This is a genomic window from Mojavia sp. (assembly GCF_059505145.1).
Genome location: NZ_JCACKA010000135.1, coordinates 243,707 through 261,619, shown reverse-complemented (window position 1 = coordinate 261,619; position 17,913 = coordinate 243,707). Strand labels below are relative to the sequence as shown.

The 17,913-nt window shown below is 41.2% G+C and carries 8 protein-coding genes; 3 read left to right on the top strand and 5 right to left on the bottom strand.

Annotation, left to right across the window (positions count from 1 at the left end; genetic code table 11):
- Positions 1–126 precede the first annotated feature (126 nt).
- Positions 127–1,986 (top strand): WD40 domain-containing protein, encoded by a 1,860-nt coding sequence (locus tag AC5JL8_RS36785; protein WP_495884619.1) that lies wholly within the window; start codon positions 127–129, stop codon positions 1,984–1,986.
- Positions 1,987–2,050: 64 nt separating this feature from the next.
- Here the strand turns inward: AC5JL8_RS36785 and argJ are convergent, their stop codons facing one another.
- Both argJ and gatB read right to left on the bottom strand, forming a co-directional pair.
- On the bottom strand, positions 2,051–3,364 hold the full coding sequence (gene argJ, locus AC5JL8_RS36780; protein WP_495884618.1) for a bifunctional ornithine acetyltransferase/N-acetylglutamate synthase: 1,314 nt from the start codon (positions 3,362–3,364) through the stop codon (positions 2,051–2,053).
- A gap of 856 nt (positions 3,365–4,220) precedes the next feature.
- On the bottom strand, positions 4,221–5,696 hold the full coding sequence (gene gatB, locus AC5JL8_RS36775) for an Asp-tRNA(Asn)/Glu-tRNA(Gln) amidotransferase subunit GatB (protein WP_495884617.1): 1,476 nt from the start codon (positions 5,694–5,696) through the stop codon (positions 4,221–4,223).
- A gap of 373 nt (positions 5,697–6,069) precedes the next feature.
- Here gatB and AC5JL8_RS36770 point away from each other — a divergent pair, with 373 nt between their 5' ends.
- On the top strand, positions 6,070–9,186 hold the full coding sequence (locus tag AC5JL8_RS36770) for a CHAT domain-containing protein (RefSeq protein WP_495884616.1): 3,117 nt from the start codon (positions 6,070–6,072) through the stop codon (positions 9,184–9,186).
- Between the two features lie 208 nt (positions 9,187–9,394).
- Here the strand turns inward: AC5JL8_RS36770 and AC5JL8_RS36765 are convergent, their stop codons facing one another.
- Both AC5JL8_RS36765 and AC5JL8_RS36760 read right to left on the bottom strand, forming a co-directional pair.
- Complete coding sequence (locus AC5JL8_RS36765) at positions 9,395–13,270, bottom strand: CHAT domain-containing protein (protein ID WP_495884615.1); 3,876 nt, start codon at positions 13,268–13,270, stop codon at positions 9,395–9,397.
- 212 nt (positions 13,271–13,482) lie between these two features.
- Complete coding sequence (locus tag AC5JL8_RS36760; RefSeq protein ID WP_495884662.1) at positions 13,483–14,169, bottom strand: hypothetical protein; 687 nt, start codon at positions 14,167–14,169, stop codon at positions 13,483–13,485.
- 227 nt (positions 14,170–14,396) lie between these two features.
- On the opposite strand from AC5JL8_RS36760, the gene AC5JL8_RS36755 reads away from it, so the two are divergent.
- Positions 14,397–16,367: a DNA polymerase III subunit gamma/tau gene (locus AC5JL8_RS36755; protein ID WP_495884614.1), complete on the top strand. Its 1,971-nt coding sequence runs from the start codon at positions 14,397–14,399 to the stop codon at positions 16,365–16,367.
- 53 nt (positions 16,368–16,420) lie between these two features.
- Here AC5JL8_RS36755 and AC5JL8_RS36750 read toward each other — a convergent pair whose 3' ends face one another.
- The gene (locus AC5JL8_RS36750) at positions 16,421–17,830 is read right to left on the bottom strand and encodes a glycosyltransferase family 2 protein (protein ID WP_495884613.1); all 1,410 of its coding nucleotides are present in this window, start codon (positions 17,828–17,830) and stop codon (positions 16,421–16,423) included.
- Positions 17,831–17,913: the final 83 nt, after the last annotated feature.

Here is a 17,913-nt window from a genome sequence, read left to right as displayed (position 1 = left end):
GGTATAGCCTCAACTTCAGAAATGTGCTACATATTTGTAATTTTTTTCATAAACAGGAACTGATTTGAACCAAAAAAATTCTTAGATTTAGTAGTTGTTATACAATTTCCAAAAATCGCATTTTCTATGAAAGTAGGTACTCAAACATTTGCCTTGTCACTGTTACTGACAATTTATTGTAGTGCGATCGCCTCTGGCGCTGCGCTCCGCGCAATCGCGCAAGTTCCATCTAGTTCTAACTTGACAGCCATCGAAAATGTGCAGGCGGCTAATCCCACAACGGTAGCTAAAAATAAATCTTGGCAAAATGCCCGACTAGTTCACACTCTACCTTCAGTTTCTGGTTATCCAATTTTGAGTCCTGACAGCCAAATTTTGGCAGCATACCGCAGAGGTGAACAAAAAAATGCTGACAATAGCGTCAGTCAGACTAATGAAAATATCATTACTTTAACAAATATTAATACAGGTAAAATAATTCATAATCTTACTTACAGATCACCCTCCGAAATTAAATCTCTAGTTTTTAGTCCAGACGGGCGCATTTTGGCAACCCAAAATTATCATCAAGGTGTTTTAACAATTAAACTCTGGAATGTAGCCACTGGGGAAGAAATCCAAACCTTAAGACGTATCGTCAAACCTAAAAGAATCCGTGGTACAGGTTCCGATCCTTCAGAAAATTCTGTAATTGCTTTTAACCCTGATGGTAATTCTTTAATTAGCTTTTCTGGTGGGAATCCTACAATTCAGGTTTGGAATGCTACTGCTAAACCAATAGCAGTGAAAGAAAGCAGTAATTTAGCTAAACTAACTCCTTTATTGGTGACACAGCAAGAAAATTCCCCAACCCAGCCTATCAATAAGCAAATACAAGAATCCGTAGCAAAAGACCGTCAACGCTATCCAGATGATGAAGTGCTGGATTACGATATTGTCACAGATGCACTTGATGCAGGTAAGAATTTTTTTGAGATTCAGCAACTGTTGATACAGCAAAGTAAGATGGTACAACGGTGGCGAAAGACTGAAGCCAAAAATATTTATCAAGCAAAGACAAATTACTATGTTAATTTAATTACTAAATTGCAAACTATCAGTTATATACATTTGCGTACTCGCCTTATTTTAGATGAGTTTGGTACAAATACCAGCGAAGGTAAGCAGGAATTTAAAGGACAAGGTTATTTAATTGAAAGCAGCAATAATAATTATTTGGTAGCTGATAGTAATAGCAACATAATAATTATGCAAATAAAAGATGGCAGTTATGATTTGAATACTAACCCATCTTTTCAAGACGTAACCCAAATTAAATTATTGATTAGCAAATTACTTAATCAAGGTTCCTTTAAATTTAATCTCACAGGACATACAGACGAAATTACCAGTTTTGCTTTTAGCCCTAATGGGCAAATTTTAGCAAGCGCCAGCGCTGATAAAACAATTAAGCTATGGAACTTGAAGACGGGCAAGTTACTTAATACTATCAAGGGTAATAATGCTTATGGTATTACTCAGATGGCTGTTAATCCTAACAATCAAGTGCTTGTTACTGCTGGAACAGAAGAAAACGCCATAAGAATGTGGGATTTAAAAACTGGTAAAATTGTCCGCAAAATCGCAATAAATGGTTTTGCTAATTCTATACGTTTTAGCAAGGATGGTAATCAATTACTAATTATATCTAATAGACCTTTTGATAGTATGCAAGTTGAGGTCTGGAATGCGAAAAATGGTAAGTTGATTCATCGTGGTTCTGCAATTGGCGCTTCTAAAAACACTTATGTGGGAATTGACATTAGCCCTGATGGAGAAACTTATGCTGTGACCGGAGAGGGTTCGTATTTGCCGTTACAAGTTAGAGATTTAATGACAGACAAAACTATTGTTAACTTTGGCAAAAATGAAGACTGGGTGTTTTACACCAAAGATAGCAATACTTTAGTAACAGGAGGAAGAGAAGGAATTAAAATTTGGCAGTAAGAAGTTACCCCCAACTAAATATGCGTTTGGGGGTTTCGTTGATGGTTAATATTGTAATTAATATTTAAGTTGTATATTCGGCATTAATTTTTACGTAGTCATAACTCAAGTCACAACCCCAAGCTTTACTTGAACCATGACCATTACCCACGCTAAGTGCAATAATTACGGGATTGTCTACCCTTTGCGCTTTAATATTGCTTCTATCCACTGACAAATCATTACTATTATTTGTAGCAACGAAGTCTTGGGGTAGGGAAGAATCGGCAGCGGTTTGTTTTAAATATGCACTCGCTGCTGCACGGTCAAATGGCAGAGGTTGGCCATTTTCTAAAAGTAAAAAATCTCCAAGCTTAATTTGCAGATTATCTTGCTCAAAGGGTACACCTGCACGTCCGGCGGCGGCGGCGATGCGTCCCCAGTTGGGGTCACGGCCAAAGATTGCAGATTTAACTAAGGATGACCCAGCAATGGTTTTGGCGATTTGGCGGGCGGAGAGTTCGTCATGGGCCCCAGTCACTTGCACTTCGATGAGACAAGTTGCGCCTTCGCCATCACGGGCGATCGCTTTGGCTAAATGCTGACATACTGCTGTTAACATCGCTTCTAATTTTTCCGCTTCGTGTCCCATTTCCATGATGGCTGGGGTGCGAGATTGCCCATTTGCTAGAGCGATTAAGCTGTCGTTGGTGCTGGTATCACCATCAACGGTGATCGAATTGAAACTTCTATCAGCCGCCCGACTCAACATTTGTTGCCAAAGGGCTGGTGAAACAGCTGCATCACAAGTGACAAATGCCAGCATGGTTGCCATGTTGGGATGAATCATGCCAGAACCTTTGGCAATGCCACCAATCCGCACTGGGCGATCGCCGATAATTGTTTCTAGGGCAATAGATTTGGGCACTAAGTCTGTGGTGATAATCGACTTGGCAGCTGCATCGGAACCTGTTTCTGATAGTGCGGCTATCAGTTGAGGAATTCCTGCTTTGAGTTTATCCATTGGTATTCGCTGCCCAATCACCCCAGTCGAAGCCAATAATACAGATTCACTAGGAATGTTTAGAGCTTGGGCTAATGCCATAGCTGACTCTAGGGCATCTAACCAGCCTTGGCTACCTGTGGCGGCGTTTGCTTGTCCAGCATTGCAAAGAATCGCCCTAGCACTATGCTTGGCTTGCAAACGTTGGCGACAATAATCTACGCAGGCAGCTTTAACTTGGCTAGTGGTGAACACACCAGCCGCGATCGCTTCCACGTCTGACAATATCAAAGCTAAATCGGGCAATCCCGAAGGTTTGAGACCTGCGGTAATTCCTGCTGCCCGATATCCCCTTGGTGCTGTGATACCACCAGTAATTTCTTGCCAGTCTGCCATGATTCTTACCCCACAACTCTATAGTGGCTTGACTGGCGATTATATCAAGTCTTACTCATCAGTTAGTAAGCAGTTGTTAGTTATTAATACTACTCAGTTGATGCCAGATGCTTGAAGCTGACTTCATAAAAATTGAAAAAGGAGAGCTATCTAAGCAGCTCTCCAGATCATCAGGGTGCATCTACATAACATATTATACCCACTTCTTATTCTAAGGGCAAGACCCTCTTAATAGATTCTTCATGAAAAACTGATGAAGTTGGTCTTGAGGTTAACACGAGTCTACATAAAAATAAAGAAGAGAGCTACTTAAGCAGCTCTCCAGATCATCAGGGTGCATCTACATAGCACAGTATATCATTTTTTGCATGAGTGTCAACACCCAACTTTTAGGTTCTTTTTTCAAATTTATAATGAAGATAATTCTAGAACTATAACAAAAAAGAGAGTCACTTAGGAACTCTCCAAATCATCAGGGTGCATTTAAATATCACAATGTAACATTTTTGGAATGTGGGGCAATACCCCATAAATAGTTCTTTTGTATAATTTGCTATCAAATTTTGACTCAAAATGTTTAAATAAGTATAAAGATAGCTTCTTCAATAGCTATTTAGCACATAGACTGCCAACTGATAACAGACTTTAGCAATTTAAGCCCAAGGGGTATGACCCATCTTTATAAACTCTTTTTATAATGCTTGTGTGAAGAAAGGCGCTAAATGAGTGCTGAGTGCTGAGTGCTGAGTAAAAAGAGTAAATAAATTTAGTAGTTCCTTTTGTTCAGGAGTCATTACTCGTTACTCAGCACCACAGAACAAGCTTTTCTGTTTGTGCGATCTGGTTGAAAGGAAAGCTAAGAATTTAGTTTCTTTTCTACTAATTCATTAGTCAGCTTAGGATCGGCACGTTTGGCAGTCTTTTTCAAAACCTGCCCAACAAAGAAGCCTTTGAGGTTAGTGTTACCGTTGCGATACTTTTCTAATTCTTTGGGGTTTGCGGCTATCACTTCATCAACGATGGGTTCTAACACGCTAGGATCGGCGATTAGTTCTTGTCCCGCAAAAGCTTTTTCAGGAGAAATTCCTGCAAGCAAATCTGGTAACTTTTGTTTAGCTTGTGCGTTGCTGATTTTACCTTGTTCAATCCTAGTAATCACATCAGCTAGATTGTTGGGAGTCAAGGCAATTTCGCTAATAGTGAGTTTTTGTTTATTGAGATATGCGGCAATATCTTGAGTAATCCAGTTAGCAGCCGCTTTGGGATTTGCACCTGCGGCGATCGCGGCTTCAAAATAATCAGCTACTGGACGATCTTCTGTCAACACTCGCGTATCGTAAGCCGAAAGCCCCAACTCAGTTTCATAACGATGGCGTTTTTGTGCAGGTAGTTCTGGTAATTCACTGCGCCAATGTTCTAATTGTTCTGGGGAAACTTCTATTGGTGCTAAATCTGGTTCAGGGAAATAGCGGTAATCGCTAGAACCTTCCTTAGTCCGCATACTAATTGTGCGTTGCGAACCTTCTTCCCACAGACGTGTTTCTTGGATAATGCGATCGCCTCCTTCTACTGCGGCAATTTGGCGTTCAATTTCGTATTCAATCGCCCGTTGAATGGCGTTGAATGAATTCATGTTTTTAATTTCTACTTTCGTGCCAAACTCTTCTTGTCCTACAGGACGGATGGAGATGTTGACATCACAGCGTAGAGAACCTTCTTGCATATTGCCATCACTCACACCGAGATATCGTAGAATTCGGCGTAGTTCTTGGGCATATTCAGCAGCTTCTTGTCCAGAACGCAGATCGGGTTCTGAGACAATTTCTACCAATGGCACACCTGCGCGGTTGTAATCTACTAAAGAATAGGTAGAACCAGAAAGACGTTCGCTTCCAGCGTGTACCAATTTACCTGCGTCTTCCTCCATGTGCAGACGTGTAATGCCGATGCGTTTGCGGGTAGGATTACCATCAGCATCTACCAACTCAATTTCTAACCAGCCATGTTCTGCAATTGGCAGATCGTATTGAGAAATTTGGTAATTTTTCGGTAAATCAGGATAAAAATACTGTTTACGGTCAAATTTGCTATATTTTGCAATTTGGCAATTCAATGCCAAACCTGCTTTGACAGCGTATTCTAAGACTTTTTCGTTGAGTACAGGTAAGACGCCAGGTAAACCCATACAAACTGGGTCGATGTTAGTATTGGGGTCACCACCGAATGCTGTAGAACTGGTAGAGAAAATCTTGGTGTTGGTACTCAGCTGACAATGGGTTTCTAAACCAATAATCGCTTCGTACTCAGTTTTTACGGTTGTAGCAGAAGTCATAAAAATCAAAAACTGGGCATAATCTTTCTTTAGGGTACTATTGTAGCTGCGTCGTTAGCTGCGCTGAATTTTTAAACAGTAGTGATTGCTGAGTTAAAAGCATAGGGATTTCCGACTTTACTCAACTCAGTCCTCAGAACTCAAGAGTTGGAGTTTGCGATCGCCTTTGGCGCTACGCTCCGCGCAATCGCTGATAAATTCTCTGTAATCTATACGAAGAGTTCAGCTTTTTATCTGAAGAAATTGTTAAAAACCAGCTAACTGATTATCAAAATCCATACGCGAAAACTAGTAGGCTGATTGTTAAATATAAACGTTGAAGTATGGGTTATAACTGTAGTTATTTTAACCATTAGACATAAAAACTTTGTTTATGCAACTACGTCTAATTGCTGCAACCCTTCTACTCAGCTTAACTTCTCCAACGTTCATATTTCATACTTCACAACAAGTTATAGCCCAAGCACCAACGTCAACACAAGAAGAAAAGATTACAGAGGCAATTACTCTCAATAATAACGGTGCAGGTCTGGTTTACAAAGATTTAGTTGGTTTAGAGGACTTGCAAGCAGGGTTAGAAATGTTCCAACAGGCGTTAGCTATTTTCAAAAAATACGGCGCTAAAGCCGGGGAAGCCAACAGCCTTGACAATATTGGATATGTGTATCTGCGTAAAGGTGAATATACCAAGGCGCTGGAGTTCTTGCAGCAGTCTTTAGCGATTCGCAAACAAACACGCGATCAATGGATATCTCTCTTCTACATAGCCGAAGCTTATACCAATTTGGGTCAGTATCAAAAAGCGTTAGATGCTTATCAACCAGCCTTAGGCATTCTTAGAGAACTGCAAGCAGCTAATCCAAAAGACTCTAGCTACTCTACCAGCCAAAAAATTATGCTCACTGATACGGGGGCATTGTACTTCAGAATGGGTCAGTATCAAAAGGCTCTGGATTTTTATCAACAAGCTTTGGCGATACAAAAAGCAAATAGCGATCATATTGGTAGCGCCGATACTCTAAATAATATTGGAGTCGTTTACATCAATTTAGGTAACTACACTCAAGCACTAGACTCTTATCAAAAAGCTTTAAGCACTGTCCAAGACTTCTGCTATAAAGAGAAATTAACTTGCTTTTATGGCACAGAAGCAGCAATTTTAAATAACCTTGCAGGTGCATACTTTAGCTTAGGTCAATACCAAAAATCCTTAGATTTGGCGGAAAAATCCTCAACTATTTATAGAAAATTTCGCACTGGTGAATATAAGGGAGCAACTAAACAAGATATAAAGTTACTTTATGATGCTTTGGGACAAAACCCCCAAGCTTTGCAACAAGTTACTAATCGCGCTAATGTTGGTGATGCTTTTGGTAAAGACTCCTTTCAATTTCAAGGCGAAGCACTTAACCTCAACAATATTGGACAAATTTACTTTAGCCAAGGTAAATATGAACAAGCACTTAAGCTATATCAACAAGCTTTAGATATTTATAAAGCTAACAAATATCCAGCAGGTATTGCTGTAACTCTCAATAATATTGGGCGTGTTTATAGTAATACAGGTAAATATAGCCAAGCAATCGAGTCCAATCAGCAGGCTTTGACTAATTATCAAGCAGTAGGCGATCGCACTGGCGAAGGTGTAACAATTAGTAATCTTGGACAGATATACCAAAAACAAAATCAATATGAAAAAGTTTTAGGACTTTATCAGCAAGCTTTAGCAATACACCGCGAAGTTAGCGACAAAATTAGTGAGACTGCAACTCTGAAATATCTGGGAGATGTACTATCTAGCCAAAATCAACCGCAACTAGCGATCGGATTCTACAAACAATCAGTCAACCTTACCGAAACAATTCGTCAAAATTTACGCGTTGTACCCAGTGATATTCAACAATCTTACACAGAAACTGTTGCTGAAAGATATCGCCGATTAGCTGACTTATTACTCAAGCAAAATCGTTCCGCAGAAGCTCAACAAGTTTTAGATTTATTGAAAATCCAAGAAGTAAATGATTTTATTGGTAATTGGCGTGGAAGTTCCGAAAAAATAGTAAATACTCCCAAAGTAGGGAATCCTCAAAGAGGAGTTAATACAGAAACGCAACAAAAGCTGCCTTTACGACCTCAAGAGCAAGAGATTTCTCAAAAATACAGCGTCCTACAAGACAAAGCAATTCTTTTAGGTAAAGAACTTACAAGTTTGCGACAAATGAATCCCAAAGAACGCTCATCAACGCAAGAAAAGCGTATTGCCGAATTAGTGAAACTAGAGCAACAAATTACTGCTGAGTTTAACAAGTTTATTAAAAGTCCTTCTGTAGTAGCGTTAGTTCAGCAATTATCAGTGGCTTCTGGACAAGAAAATCTTAGTTTAAGACAGCTAAACTCTATTCGGGAGAATTTGCGCCAGTTAAATCAAAAAGCAGTCTTACTTTATCCGTTAGTTTTAGAAGATAGATTAGAGTTAGTCATTGTTACGGCAGATGCACCGCCAATTCATCGCACAGTACCAGTTAAGCAAGAAGAGTTAAATAAGGTAATTCATGAGTTTCGCCAAACAATTCAAGTTACACATAAAAATGTTAAAAATCCAGCAAATAAGTTATACAATTGGTTAATTAAACCAATAGAAAATGACCTAAAACAAGCAGATATTAAATCAATTATTTATGCACCGGATGGGCAATTAAGATATGTTCCCTTGGCAGCATTATATGACGGCAAAGATTGGTTGATACAACGTTTTATTATTAACAATATTACATCTGCTAGCTTAACTAAATTCGATAACAAACCAGAGAAAAATATCAAAATTTTAGCTGGTGCTTTTACAAAAGGTGATTACACAGTAAAATTTGGCAGTCGTGAAGAGATATTTAGTGGTTTAGAGTTTGCTAAACAGGAAGTAGAAACTTTAGCTAAAACAATCCCAGGGACTAAAATATTATTAGATAATAATTTCAACCCTCCAGCCACAATTCCTCAGATGAATGATTACAAAATCGTTCATTTGGCGACTCATGGGTTACTTGTTAAAGGTAGTCCAGAAGATTCATTTATTTTATTTGGCAATGGAGAACGTGCGACTTTACGAGATATAGAAAATTGGTCTTTACCAAATGTAGAATTAGTAGTTTTGAGTGCTTGCCAAACTGGTTTAGGCGATAAATTAGGTAATGGGCAAGAAATTATTGGTTTAGGATACCAGATTCAATTAACAGGAGCCAAAGCATCTATTGCTTCATTGTGGTCTGTATCTGATGGCGGAACCCAAGCTTTAATGAATGTATTTTATAAAGTATTACAAGCAGGTAATACTACAAAAGCTGAAGCTTTGCAAAAAGCACAACTTGCCTTACTCACAGGTGATTATTTAGAAAATGGTAAGAAGCAAGCTAATGCTTCAACTACTGAGGCTGCAAATGAGTTTCGTCATCCCTACTATTGGGCACCCTTTATATTGATTGGTAATGGGTTGTAATCATTAAATTTTTGTTCATTAATAGACTTATTGCAAAAATCCGAATATTAGTAAAAGAACAGTTGCACATAGATAAACACAGATAAATATCGGTGCTTATCTGTGTTTATCTGTGGTTTTATATAAAAAACATAAACTTATGCAAGAAAACTATTAATGAGGATTTTACGCCTCATGCTTCGACCCAACCTACAAAATTTATTGCAATCTAACTTGATTTACCTGTAATTGTAAATGCTGCCCAGTAGTAAGGGTGGGAGAAAAGTTTTTGTTCAGGCGTAATTTTACTAGTTCTATACATTTGCGTTGCTATATGCGTCCTAACTTTTAAATCATCATAATGTAAATTATTTAATAAATTCTCATACCATTTAGTCAGTTCAATTGCAGTTATTTCCTTCAACCATGTTGTGACTTCAGTTAATGTAGTTGCTGCCGATTTATCTGGCTGTAACCGTCGATAAAATTCTATGATTACTAAGTCATTGGCAAACGATTCTACAGTCCAAAGAGTATTTATAACCAGAGGAACTCCACCACTTAGAAAAGCATAAGCTAAATTTACATATTCGTTGGTGATAATGGGATTGCTAATAGTTGTAGTTTCACAAGCCGATAATGTAACCAGGTTGTAACTGACTAAAGTTTGTTGGCAGATTTCTTCTAAAGTAAGTTTGTCGTTATCGGTTAAAGCCAATTCTGATTTCTTCGGCTCGCTGAAATTGTTAATGATATGCCCCGTAAAGTGAAATACATTGTAATCATCAGTTAAGGCATTTAGGACATTATTCTTATTAGCTTGTTCTCCCTGAATACGTTGGCAATTAGCAAACATTTGGCTAACAATTTCAGATTGCAGTTTGGCAAATTTCAGTGGAGGATAACCTGTGGTGTTGGGATGCTCCACACTAAGTAAGAATTGATTTTGTTTATGCCATGCTGGTTCAGCTTTTGCTGTTAATCCTATTTGGATACTTGGCAGATAAGTAATGGTGCAATTAGCCTCGACAGTTGGCCAATCTTCTGGAATAGGGGAACAGAGATGAAAAAGCGCATGGAGAGGCAATCTGTGCAAGTCGCGGTGGGGCATTAAAATCAATTGAGTAATGCCTTCGAGTTCCTGAACGATTGTGGAAATGTTGAGGATATTTTTTAGCTGTAACAGCCTTGCTTCCATATCCATGTACCAGGAATGGTTGCTTTGATGCTGTTTGTCTTGAGATTGGCTGCTATATTCCTGGTATTGTTGATTCCATTCTTGTAGCCAATCTTCAAAGGCCATCAAACGTCTGACTGCTTCAGGTAGGCGCAATTCATGCGAACCTATAGGAGCTTCTCCTAAGTGAATCGCCCCCTCATCTTGTATAGGTGTAAACAAGAGGATGGGCGAAGGAGCTTCGTCTTTAAGAATAAAGGTTTGTAGGGAAGTTGGGCTAATGTGCCAATAAATAATTGCTGTTTTAGGATTGAGCAACTGCTGAATTGCAGAATAGTTTGGTGCGTAAGTTTGCTCCTCCCAACCCAAAAGTAGCCAGTTTAAACAAGCATTTTTACCTTGTTCGGCAATTTCCCAAGCTTCCACCAAGTCACCGTAGTTTACAGCTAAATCAACAGCTAATTGCCCAAATCCTGCAAATTTCAGGGCTAGCTGTCTTTTACTATCATCAGGGCGAGTTGATTCACTCAGCAATTGTTGAAGTAAATCGCTACCGTATTGTTGTAATTCTTGTGCTTGTTCTGTTTCGCCCAAACCTACAAGTGTTTTGATTAGAGATTGCAATACTTCTAGATGTAACTGAGGAAAATCTTCGCTGGTGAGCGTTAATAGTGCCTGATTGTACTCATCTACAGCTTTTTGCCAATGACTGCGGGGTGTGGAATTATTCTTACCTTGTTCATAATAAGTATTAGCGATCGCCAGATGTAATCTGCCCCATCCTTCAGGGTGAGTGTCCGGGCGAACGTATTTCAAGCCTTCCTCGTAGCTAGCTAATTTTCCTTCATAGCCGCCTTGCTTTAATGCTTGATTTGTAGATGTAATGCCAGTAAACAAACTTAACAAAGTCTCAGGATGAATTAAACTGCCAGCAGCAGTACCGCGACCAATCCAAGCTTCCCAATAGTCAAGTTTAATTTGCAAAGCACTGTCATAAGAGGCGATCGCTTCTGCAAACCGCCCTAAATGAAACAGCGCGATCGCCTGGTTGTACCAAGCTAAGTGGAAATCGGGTTTAATTGCTATAGCTTTACGGTAAGAAGTAATAGCTTCTTCACGGCGTCCTAAGTTATCCAACGCCACACCGCGGTTATACCAAGCTAAGTAAAAGTCGGCTTGAATTGAGAGTGCTTTATCCCAAGAGGTGATTGCTTCTGACCAACGTTTTAAATTAAATAGCACTACACCCCGATCAATCCAGACTTCATGATAGTCGGGTTGAATTTCAAGAGCTTGATCGTAAGATGCGATCGCATCTTCATGTTGCTCGCCCACAGCCAAAGCTATACCTCGGTAATACCAGTTTTCCTGATCTTCTGGTTGCAGAAGTAGGGCTTGGTCGTAACTGGAAATTGCTTCCCATAATCGCCCTAACTTCAGCAGTGCTAAACCTCGGCTAGACCAAGCATCTGCGAAATCGGGTTTGATTTCAATGACGTGTTCAAAAGAAGCGATCGCTTGATCAAATTCTCCTAATTCACCTAAAGTTCCACCTTTGTTGTACCAAGCTTTGTAGAAATCGGGTTTCAATTCTATGGCTTTGTCGTATGAGGCGACAGCTTCTACAAAATGTTCTAAATGAAATAATGTCAAGCCTCGATTAAACCAGTATTCATAAAAATTAGGTTTTAGTTCTATGGCTTGGTCGTAGGATGCGATCGCTCCTAATAAATCTCCAGTTTTGGCTTGCTGAAGACCTTGGTAAAACCATGCTTGCGCCCGATCAATTTTTGGCTCAGTAACTAATTGCGAATTCTTCTTACGAATTGCCAGTTCGGAAGCAAGTTCTTGGACTAGGTTGGTACTCTGATCTAACCTCACCAACAACTCATCAAAAGCGTCTGCAACTTTTGGCTCTAATTTCGCCAAAGATTTATCCCACTTCTGTTCTTCTAATGGTCTTTCTTCTTCTTGTGTGGGTGGAATCTGAATATTCTCTTCTATAAAAGAAGTGAGGAGCGCGTCTTCTGGAGAGGGAGTAAGAATATTATCTAAGGCTGTGGTTTCGGTTTCCTCTTCTGGCTCTGAGAAAATCTCAAATAACTTGTCGATTTCATCTTCTTCAGCTTCCGTTTCTTCTGTAATAGAAGCGAGAGTATCATCTGGGATTGTTGTTTCCTCAGCTTGTTCTGCTACCGATTCAGAAAACAGATCTAATAACTTGGCGATCGCATCTTCTTGTGAAGTAATGGGGAGAGTCGGTGACGTTGTATTTTCGGCATCTTCGCCTTGATATTCCCATAACACTTCCTCTATATTGCCCGTCCATGCTTCCTCAACAGAGGCCATTTCGGGTAATGGGATTGTGGTTTGAGTCTCTTCCTCCTCGTACTCCCATAACCGTTCGCCTAGCTTACGCATCAACTCCTGCCCAGGAGTGTTTAAAAGGCTTTCTTCGGGCGTTGTGGTTTCAAATTCATCAAACTCGACTGGATGATCTTGCTCCTCAATCTCTTCATAATATGTTGCTGAGTTTCGCGTTAACAGCCTGATGCCAATGTCATAAGCAAGTTCTCCGATTCTGCCAATACCAAGTTCGCCCAGTTGTATCATCTGGGATGCTAAATGTTGGTTTGGTGCAGGTGAATTGAATAATTTTTCGCCAAAGCTCAACAGCCAATCTATCCAGCGATCCTCATTAATGCGATTTTCCATCCGTTGCAGATACTTTAGCGCCCACTGCTTTCCTCGTGCCTGATGCACTCCTTCCAACAGTTGGGTAAATAAAAGTTCTAGATCCCCATTAGTCAATTCGGGTGGTGACCCTACCACCCTGTATCCGTTTGCAGCATTTAGAGAACCATTCTGCTGGTTTTCATCGGGACGCTGTACAAGTTTTTGAAGCCGCTGAATTAGACGCCTGAGCATCTGCCACACTCTTGGATTTTGTTTAACCTAGATTGTAGCCAGCGTTGTCATAAAAAGATCATGAATTACGTAAAAACCCAACGCCTGTTTCTGTAAATCTTTAAAAAAGTACACACAATTGTTGTAGTTAGTATCTTCCGCTACACCTAAGTTAATTACCTTGAGATAGTGCAGACGGGACTTTGAGCTTTTTTGTCTTAAACCCAGTCAAGTTAAGATTCTGTTTGATCTGTAGCTGATTCATTAGCAGCATAAAATTGATTGACCAGTGCTTGGACAATAACTTGCGGATCATCTGTCTCCAGCCCCAACTGTTGGGCGACCTGCTGACATAATTGTTCATCCTGCTGCAACATAATAAACAACTCTTCCAAGGTAATGGTTTGGTAGTCTCCTTGTAAAAGGTTTTCTCCTGTATCTGCTTCACCTGCTATCGGATAGCTTTCTTCAGGTAGCGATGGGTTGCTGACAGCATCCGGCCCTGCATATTCCCAGATTGGTTCGCCTTGATTGCGTGTCAAAACTTGCATACCAATATCATAGGCAACGTCTCCGACTTCACCTACACCCAACTCACCCAGTTGTACCAGTCGCGCCGCCAATTCGTTATTAGGTGTAGGAGATGCTAGCAATCTTTCACCTAACAGCCGTAACCATTCCACCCAGCGTTCAGTTGTAATGCGATGTTCAATATTATGCAGCCACTTCTGCGCCCACGCTTGTCCTCGTGCTTGATGCACTCCTTCGAGAAGTTCGTTGAAGAGAAATTCCAGATCTGTATCACTTAGCGGTGGCGCTGGTTCTTTTGGGACATCTCTCCTAGCTTGGGAGGGAGTTTGTTTCCCACCAAACAAGCGCTGAAAAAATCTTTTAAGCCACTGAACAAGCCGCCTGAGCATCTGCTGCACCATTGAGTATTAGTTACCCTAAGATTGTAGCGATCGCACTGTACTATAGCGTCAATCAAGTCAATAATTAATGTAGAAATGCTGCCCCAATTGGTCAGGCTACTCACAGCCAAGAATGCTCATTTGTTAGAATAGAAGGCCACTACAATGACGCAAAGCGTTTAGTTCTGGGTAGTTTAGAATAGTTAAATCTCGAACTCGCCTGGGTGCTGCAATCCATGTCTTACGAACCCCTGCACCACAAGTATCGCCCAAAGAGTTTTGCGGAACTAGTGGGTCAAGAGGCGATCGCTACCACCCTCACTAACGCGATCCGCTCATCCAAAATCGCTCCTGCTTATTTGTTTACCGGCCCCAGAGGTACAGGAAAAACCTCTAGCGCCCGGATTCTAGCCAAATCTCTCAATTGTCTACAAAGCAATCAACCCACTGCTGAACCCTGTGGCGTGTGCGATGTTTGTCAGGGAATCACTAAGGGCTACTCTTTAGATGTAATTGAAATCGATGCAGCTAGTAACACTGGTGTCGATAATATCCGCGAAATTATCGAAAAGGCACAGTTTGCCCCTGTGCAATGTCGCTACAAGGTTTATGTGATCGATGAGTGTCATATGCTCAGTAACCAAGCATTTAATGCGTTACTGAAGACACTTGAGGAACCACCAAAACACGTAGTTTTTGTCTTAGCGACAACCGATCCCCAGCGAGTATTGCCAACAATTATTTCTCGCTGTCAGCGGTTTGATTTTAGACGCATTCAATTAGAGGCGATGGTGAAGCATTTGAGTGTGATCGCCAGCAAAGAAAATATTAATATTTCGCCAGAAGCTGTAACCTTGGTAGGCCAAATTGCTCAAGGAGGATTGCGCGATGCAGAAAGCCTACTTGATCAATTAGCACTGTTGGCTGGTGAGGTAACGCCGGAGAAAGTTTGGGATTTAGTCGGTTCGGTCAGTGAACGAGATTTATTGGCGCTTTTAGGTGCGATCGCTCAAAATCACCCAGAGGCTGTTTTAGACTCTACTAGAGCAATCTTAGATCGTGGTCGAGAACCGCTAACTATTCTCCAAAATCTTGCTGCTTTCTACCGTGATTTACTCATTGCCAAAACTGCCCCTAATCGTCAGGATTTAGTTGCTTGTACTCAGCAAACCTGGAAAGCACTAGTTGAGTGTGCCCAACAGTTAGAAATAAGTACAATTTTGGTGGGACAGAAACACCTACGAGAAGCAGAACTGCAAATTAAAAACACCACTCAACCGCGTTTGTGGTTGGAGGTAACATTCCTCGGATTGTTACCGAGTGCGAATGTTCAACCACAAGCCTCAACTATCTCACCGCGAGTTAACACAGCTGCTGTATCTCCCAGCTATTCTCCAGCAGTTGCTCAAAATCACCAAGTTTCTGCACCGCCTCCAGTTGATTCACAAACAAATCAGAGTCCTCCGGCAGTTACCCAAAATCACCAAGTTTCTTATCCGCCAACAAATCACAATTTAGCGGCTAACTCAGTTTCACCACCCACCCCAGAGCCTGTATCTATTCCTGCCCCACCTGCAATAATTGAACCAGTAACCTCAGAAGCTGTTGAAGAAGCACACTATGACTTAACTCAGGTTTGGCAACAGGTGTGTGCTAATTTTCCACCTTCCAGGCAAGCTTTACTAGGGCAAATGTGCCAGCTAATAGAGTTTAACGGGGCAGTAGCGCGTGTTGCTGTTAGAGGTGCAAAATGGTATGAAAAACTTAAATCTGATCTGCCGATGATGAAGGCAGCTTTCCAACAGACTTTTCAGCGTGAAGTTCAGGTAAATCTGGAACAAGTAACCTCTGCAACTCCTACCTCAGCTAGAAGAAACCCTTCGCCGCAAGACTCTGCTCGCGTTCAGCAGCCAGCTACATCCAAGTATGAGAGGCAAATTCCGTCTCCAGCGCCACAACCAACACCAGCACCAGGTAAAATCGAGCCAGTGGCGACAAATACGGGGATGGTACAGACTTTGCCTCCGCCGCAACAACCCCAAACACCCGTACCTGATTCCCAAACTGATGAAGTTGCAGACGCAGCCCAATGTCTGGCAAAATTTTTCGACGGTCAAATCATCCGCTTCTTGGATAATGCAATAGACTTGTCCGAAAATGTTACTTTGCCTGAGTCGGTATATGAATCAGATGATGATGATGATTAATTAGAGATAGAAAAAAATGAAGGATGAAAAATTTCTCCTTCATCCTTTTTACTTTAGACTTTCTCAGCGCCTGTATGGACGGTTTTCACCCATTTTAGGCGTTTTGGTTGTACTGACATTCGGGCAGTGGTACTGCTGATCACCACAAGCCAGTGGAACATATATAAAGTTCCGCGTAGCGTCTGAAGCAGCAGGAGAAAATATGTAGAAACCTGGGATTTTGGCTCTTTACTAATCCGCGTTAGACCCCTAAACATCCCTAGCACTGACATAGTAACTGACAAGCTAGTGATTGGAGCTAACATTGGCGGACGATGCCGGGCGATCGCCATTAATAAATCTGGTATCGCTGCTGTCGGTAAGATATACATAATGATCATAAAGACTAGCAGATCCCAGCTTTTCCTCGTCCCCATACGGTTTTTGAGGATTAAATCCCAATAATCTAAATAGCGCTGATATCCGCCTTCTGCCCAACGGTTACGCTGATGCCAGAGTGCGATCGCATTTGTCACGCCCTCTTCTTCTACCGCTGGATAAAACACACATTCAATATCCCAGTTATCTAAATGTAAACGCAGCGTCAGATCCAAATCATCAGTGATAGTTTCTTCATTCCATCCGCCGCAGCTTTCCAAGGCTGTGCGCCGGACAAATTGGCCGTTGCCTCGCAATTCGCCTATACCGCCAAGGGCAGTCCGCTGTTGCTGAAAATAGGTATCAACGGCCATTTCTGCCATTTGACCCTTAGTCCAAAAATTTTCCTTGGCGTTGGCGATTGATTTTCGCACCTGCACCGCCCCTACCTGTTCTCTTTGAAATAAAGGTACTACCTGTAGCAACAGATCTGATGATACTTGGGCATCGGCATCAAACACTGCTACAATTTCGCCTTGAGTCAGCGGTAGCACCTGATTCAATGCCCCCGACTTACCACCAGTAGCTTGTGCTGATCGCCTGAGAATTTTGAGTTGCTTGTATTGCTTTGCCAGTTCTGTTAGTAACTGCGGTGTGCTATCACTGCTGTGATCGTCAATTATCCAGACTTCGTACTTTCCATCTGGATATTCCAGACTGCAAAGACTTTTGACTAATCTGCCAATTACTGCTTCCTCATTTTTCGCTGCCACTAACACAGATACAGAAGGGAAATCTCCCTCTACTTGTTTTAGATGACGGCGAGGTCTGGCAAATACCACCTCTAAGGCATGAATACCTAAGATAGTAGTCAATCCCAGTACAAATATATACCCCCAGGAAATTAAATGCAGGGCGATCGTGCTACTCCAGACAACAGTCAAAACTAGAGCTGCTTTGCGTCTGCGTCCTTGAAACCGGAATGGTAGAAACAAAGGTTCTGCCTCTACCTCTGACTCCTCGGTTGCTGAGAGGTCAGACAACAGAGAGTTGAGCGGATCAAGCTCGTTGCTAGAATCGTTTTCGGGCCAGAAATTCGCTGGCATAGGTTACTTGTTTCAAAAACCAGTATTTGTCTACGCCCATAAAGAAGCTGGAAATCAGGTAACAACATTCACCCTTGATTAAA

What these genes read in the sequence shown, in the direction of transcription:
- gatB (WP_495884617.1), bottom strand. Translation starts at nt 5,696, where the DNA reads ATGACTTCTGCTACAACCGTAAAAACTGAGTACGAAGCGATTATTGGT.
- AC5JL8_RS36750 (WP_495884613.1), bottom strand. Translation starts at nt 17,830, where the DNA reads ATGCCAGCGAATTTCTGGCCCGAAAACGATTCTAGCAACGAGCTTGAT.
- argJ (WP_495884618.1), bottom strand. Translation starts at nt 3,364, where the DNA reads ATGGCAGACTGGCAAGAAATTACTGGTGGTATCACAGCACCAAGGGGA.
- AC5JL8_RS36755 (WP_495884614.1), top strand. Translation starts at nt 14,397, where the DNA reads ATGTCTTACGAACCCCTGCACCACAAGTATCGCCCAAAGAGTTTTGCG.
- AC5JL8_RS36765 (WP_495884615.1), bottom strand. Translation starts at nt 13,270, where the DNA reads ATGCTCAGGCGTCTAATTCAGCGGCTTCAAAAACTTGTACAGCGTCCC.
- AC5JL8_RS36785 (WP_495884619.1), top strand. Translation starts at nt 127, where the DNA reads ATGAAAGTAGGTACTCAAACATTTGCCTTGTCACTGTTACTGACAATT.
- AC5JL8_RS36760 (WP_495884662.1), bottom strand. Translation starts at nt 14,169, where the DNA reads ATGCTCAGGCGGCTTGTTCAGTGGCTTAAAAGATTTTTTCAGCGCTTG.
- AC5JL8_RS36770 (WP_495884616.1), top strand. Translation starts at nt 6,070, where the DNA reads ATGCAACTACGTCTAATTGCTGCAACCCTTCTACTCAGCTTAACTTCT.